The sequence below is a fragment of the Latilactobacillus fuchuensis genome, from assembly GCF_900258455.1.
In the GTDB taxonomy this organism is placed as follows: Bacteria; Bacillota; Bacilli; order Lactobacillales; family Lactobacillaceae; genus Latilactobacillus; species Latilactobacillus fuchuensis.
The window spans coordinates 721,214-725,621 of the sequence record NZ_LT984417.1; the positions used below are offsets into that span (position 1 = coordinate 721,214).

Genomic DNA, 4,408 nt, shown 5'->3' on the forward strand with positions numbered 1-4,408 from the left:
GATAGGACGTTGCCACGCTGTTATTCCGGTTTAGCTCAGTTGGTAGAGCGCATGACTGTTAATCATGATGTCGTCAGTTCGAGCCTGACAACCGGAGTTATAATCATTTGGAGAGTTGTCCGAGCGGCCGAAGGAGCATGGTTGGAAACCATGTAAATGGGTTTTACCTGTTTCGAGGGTTCGAATCCCTCACTCTCCGTTAGAGAATGATAATATGGCCCGTTGGTCAAGTGGTTAAGACACCGCCCTTTCACGGCGGTATCATGGGTTCAAATCCCGTACGGGTCATTTGGAGGTTTAGCTCAGCTGGGAGAGCATCTGCCTTACAAGCAGAGGGTCACAGGTTCGAGCCCTGTAACCTCCATTTTTTTATCCGGTCGCATGGTCTAGCTGGTTAGGACGCCTGCCTGTCACGCAGGAGATCACGGGTTCGAGTCCCGTTGTGACCGTTATAATAACGGTTAAAGGACATTACTTCATCAGTAATGTCCTTTTTTGTGTCATGCTAAAAGGTCAGTCCCAAAAAAAGCCCGCCAACAAAAATTTTTGACGGGAATCAAGTTTATTTAAATCGTTAGAAAGATGCTGACAATTAAAATGATGATATAAGCTTCTTGAAACAGCACATTATTTTTTAACCAATGAAGATGAGTTGCTAGTAACAGTAACTGCGCACCAGCAAATAGGATTAGCTGCCAACTACCGATTAAGTGGGTGATGACGGTCAAAATAATGAGTAGTAACCAGAGAATATAACTAATCTGTGCTAGACGACCAGTCGTACTCGTTAATTCCATTAAAAAGATAATCAATAAGAATAACGCGACTTTGATGAGCAATGATTCTGGTAGAAAATGGATCACACTGAATAGTTGAGCGGTTAAGAAGAAAAACGGTGCTAATAGTAATTGGCTTACGAGTTTTAATAAGCGTGATTGAAATTGCTCGGGAAAGATAAAGGGAAATAGGACGAGTAGACTAGTCACGCCGAGTAATAAGCCAATCCATTGTTCGGATTGGTGGCCTATGAGTCCACTGAGCAATAGTGTTAGGATTAATAAACCAATGGCCACACTGCGTTTAGGCTTGCTCTGCGGCGAAATGACCAGCAATAAAATTAAGATAAGTCCTAATAAACTGGTCAGCCCTAAATCAAGACTATAGTGTTTTGGAAAAGGCCAACTTGCAAAGAGGACAATTAAACTGAAATTGATGACATTGAATAAAACAAGTTGCCACGCTGTACCAGTCGTTGGCAAATGTTTCTGATTAAGATAAAACATAGCAACACCCTTTTCTTGGAATTAGAATATCTGTTATATCTTAACTTTTTTAATGAAGAAGGTCAATGGCTTTTGAAATGCGCGCTATTTTGTGCTAAAGTAGTAGAGTTATAAGATGTTCCCGATAGGATTCACACATAGTGAAGAGGCCTTGTAACCACACATATTCAGGGGGAAGAAAGACATGCAAGAGAAACATTTATTTACTTCGGAATCCGTTTCTGAAGGCCATCCAGATAAGATTGCTGATCAAATTAGTGACGCGATTTTAGATGCGATGTTGGCACAAGATCCACAAGCCCGAGTTGCTTGTGAGACAACCGTCACAACTGGTTTAGTATTGGTGGTTGGCGAAATATCAACGACGGCTTATGTTGATATCCAAAAAGTCGTTCGTGAAACGATTAAGAAGATTGGTTATCGTGATGGTCATTACGGCTTTGATGGTGATAATTGTGCGGTGATTGTGGCGTTAGATGAACAATCACCCGATATTGCCCAAGGTGTCGATGATTCGGTTGAATCCCGTCAAAAGGACGAAGATCCACTCGATAAAATTGGGGCTGGCGATCAAGGTTTGATGTTCGGATTTGCCGTTGATCAAACACCAGAACTCATGCCATTACCAATCGCTTTATCACACCGTTTAATGCAAAAGGTAGCGGCATTACGTAAAGAAGGCACCATTCCTTATTTACGGCCCGATGCTAAAGCCCAAGTCACTGTTGAATACGATGAAAACGAACAACCAATTCGCGTTGATACCGTCGTGATTAGTACTCAACATGATGCGGATGTTGATTTAGAAACCATCCAAAAGGATATGTTGGAACAGGTCATCAAGGCCGTTATTCCAGCTCAATATTTGGACGATCAAACGAAATACTTCATTAATCCAACCGGTCGTTTTGTGATTGGCGGTCCTCAAGGGGATTCAGGTTTAACGGGTCGTAAGATTATTGTTGATACCTACGGTGGTTATGCGCGTCATGGTGGCGGGGCCTTTTCTGGTAAAGATGCCACTAAGGTCGACCGTTCAGCCAGTTATGCAGCGCGGTATATCGCTAAGAATATTGTCGCGGCTGGTTTGGCTCATAAATGTGAAGTTCAATTGGCTTATGCAATTGGTGTGGCACAACCCGTTTCAGTTTCCGTTAACACGTTTGAAACTGGAAATGTCAGTGAAGAAGCGATTCAAACAGCAATCCGTGAGAATTTTGATTTGCGGCCAGCTGGGATTATTAAAATGTTAGATTTACAAAGACCCATTTACGAGCAGACAGCTGCTTATGGGCACTTTGGGCGTACAGATGTTGAATTATCATGGGAACGTTTAGACAAAGTGGCTGCGCTTAAAGCTAGTATTGCCAAACTAAACGCCTAGTGGGATGATTTAGACGAGTAAAAGAGGCGGCCTTTCCTTAACTTATTTGAGTTAAGCCAAGGTCTCTTTTTATGCTCATTATTCAAGAAAGGGTTTTTAAATAATGGAGAAGCAAAATCAAAGAAATGTGTTACTAGTCACGATTGCCATATTTGTCGCGACTTTCATGACCGCAATCGAAGGGACGATTGTGTCCACCGCGATGCCGACGATTATCAGTAATTTGCACGGCATGCGACTAATGAACTGGGTCTTTTCAATTTACTTATTAACAAATGCGATGATGACGCCGATTTATGGCAAGATGGCGGATCGGATTGGTCGCAAACCAATTTTTATTTTTGGGTTAGTGTTATTTGTAATTGGTTCAACACTTTGTGGGTTATCAAATCACATGGAGACGTTAATTATTTCCCGGGCAATTCAAGGAATCGGGGCTGGGGCAATTATGCCGGTTTCGTTCACGATTATTGCGGATATCTATCCGATTGAAAAGCGGGCTAAAGTATTGGGCTTCAATGGTTCGGCTTGGGGGATTGCATCTATCATTGCGCCTTTATTGGGCGGCTTTATCGTTGATAAATTAACGTGGCATTGGATTTTCTTCATCAACGTGCCAATTGGCATTATTACGATTGGGTTAATCTGTTACTGTCTACATGAAGAAAAACGTTCAAGCAAGGCACCCGTTGATTATTGGGGGAGCTTATGGTTGATGTTAGCTTTGTTGGGGCTCTTATATGGCTTCCAATTATTGGGTGAGACTAACGCTTCTTACGGATTAATGGCGCTTGTCTTAATCGGAGCAGTGGTTGCGTTTGGGTTGTTTATGCGGACTGAAAAACGGGCTGAAGATCCAATCATCGCACTCGATTTATTCAAGAACCGAACTTTCGTCGTTCAAAATGCGGTTGCGGCTTTAGTCAGTGGTTTTCTGATTGGCTTTGAAGTTTACATGCCAATGTGGATGCAAGGTATCTTGGGCTTAAAGGCGTCGATGGGGGGCTTTGTTGTCACCCCTAGTTCAATCATGTGGATTTTTGCGTCATTATGGGCGGGACAATTGCTCGTTAAACACGCGCCACGTACGATTTTGACGGGGAGCTTATTGATTCTACTTGTTGGGAGCTTCATCTTAGCCTTAGTTCCACAGTCGACACCGTTTTGGTTCTTCTTGGTCGTTGCAGCTGGATTAGGGGTTGGTTTTGGGTCGATTATCACGACTACAACGGTTACTGCGCAAAGTGTTGCTGGTGACGACAAAGTCGGCGTGGCGACCTCCTTTAATACCTTAAGTCGGACTTTAGGCCAGACATTGATGGTCTCGATTTATGGGATTATCGTCAACATTCAGTTGGCGAAAGGGATTGCAAATGACCCCCGGTTAGGCTCGAATATGTTAAATAAATTAATCAATCCAGAGACAGCAGTCGAATTACCGAAAGCGTTATTGCCAGTGTTACGACACATTCTATATAATGGCTTACATCATATCTATTTCGCTTCGATTATTCTGATTATCATTGCCCTCGGGATTAATTGGTTAGATCACAAAAAGAAAGCTTAAGGCATACTAGCACCGTTAAAAAAAGTCGTCCAATCTAAAATTAATTAGATTGGACGACTTTTTTGTTGCTTATTTAATTGGGTCTTTGTCAACTGGTGTTGGTGAACGATTCAAGTGAACGTTTTGGAAGTATCTGCCGATTAGACAGATGCTTCTTTTTTTAGGCTAATAGGC

At 42.4% G+C, this 4,408-nt stretch carries 3 protein-coding genes, 5 tRNA genes and 1 riboswitch; of the genes, 7 read left to right on the forward strand and 1 reads right to left on the reverse strand.

The genetic code is table 11. The features are described from left to right. Positions 1-24: 24 nt before the first annotated feature. The 5 genes from LFUMFP_RS03350 (at position 25) to LFUMFP_RS03370 (ending at position 449) form a co-directional block, all read left to right on the forward strand. Positions 25-97: transfer RNA gene (locus LFUMFP_RS03350), tRNA-Asn, on the forward strand. A gap of 12 nt (positions 98-109) precedes the next feature. Further along, positions 110-199 (forward strand) — tRNA-Ser (locus LFUMFP_RS03355). Between the two features lie 17 nt (positions 200-216). After that, positions 217-288: transfer RNA gene (locus LFUMFP_RS03360), tRNA-Glu, on the forward strand. 3 nt (positions 289-291) lie between these two features. Further along, positions 292-364, forward strand: a tRNA-Val gene (locus LFUMFP_RS03365). An 11-nt stretch (positions 365-375) separates the two neighbouring features. After that, positions 376-449: transfer RNA gene (locus LFUMFP_RS03370), tRNA-Asp, on the forward strand. A gap of 117 nt (positions 450-566) precedes the next feature. On the opposite strand, the gene LFUMFP_RS03375 is transcribed toward LFUMFP_RS03370, so the two are convergent. Then, the gene (locus tag LFUMFP_RS03375) at positions 567-1,283 is read right to left on the reverse strand and encodes a hypothetical protein (RefSeq protein ID WP_025083843.1); all 717 of its coding nucleotides are present in this window, start codon (positions 1,281-1,283) and stop codon (positions 567-569) included. A 103-nt stretch (positions 1,284-1,386) separates the two neighbouring features. Continuing rightward, positions 1,387-1,470, forward strand: a riboswitch (SMK box riboswitch). On the opposite strand from LFUMFP_RS03375, the gene metK reads away from it, so the two are divergent. Continuing rightward, positions 1,468-2,667 (forward strand): methionine adenosyltransferase, encoded by a 1,200-nt coding sequence (metK, locus tag LFUMFP_RS03380; protein WP_025083842.1) that lies wholly within the window; start codon positions 1,468-1,470, stop codon positions 2,665-2,667. Its footprint overlaps the riboswitch before it by 3 nt. 103 nt (positions 2,668-2,770) lie before the next feature. Beyond that, positions 2,771-4,234 carry an MDR family MFS transporter gene (locus tag LFUMFP_RS03385; protein ID WP_106483068.1) on the forward strand — a complete coding sequence of 488 codons (1,464 nt, stop codon included), beginning with the start codon at positions 2,771-2,773 and terminating at the stop codon, positions 4,232-4,234. Positions 4,235-4,408 lie beyond the last annotated feature (174 nt).

Bases quoted from the DNA above. Each gene is read 5' to 3' on its own strand.
- LFUMFP_RS03375 (WP_025083843.1), bottom strand. From the start codon at position 1,283: ATGTTTTATCTTAATCAGAAACATTTGCCAACGACTGGTACAGCGTGG.
- metK (WP_025083842.1), top strand. From the start codon at position 1,468: ATGCAAGAGAAACATTTATTTACTTCGGAATCCGTTTCTGAAGGCCAT.
- LFUMFP_RS03385 (WP_106483068.1), top strand. From the start codon at position 2,771: ATGGAGAAGCAAAATCAAAGAAATGTGTTACTAGTCACGATTGCCATA.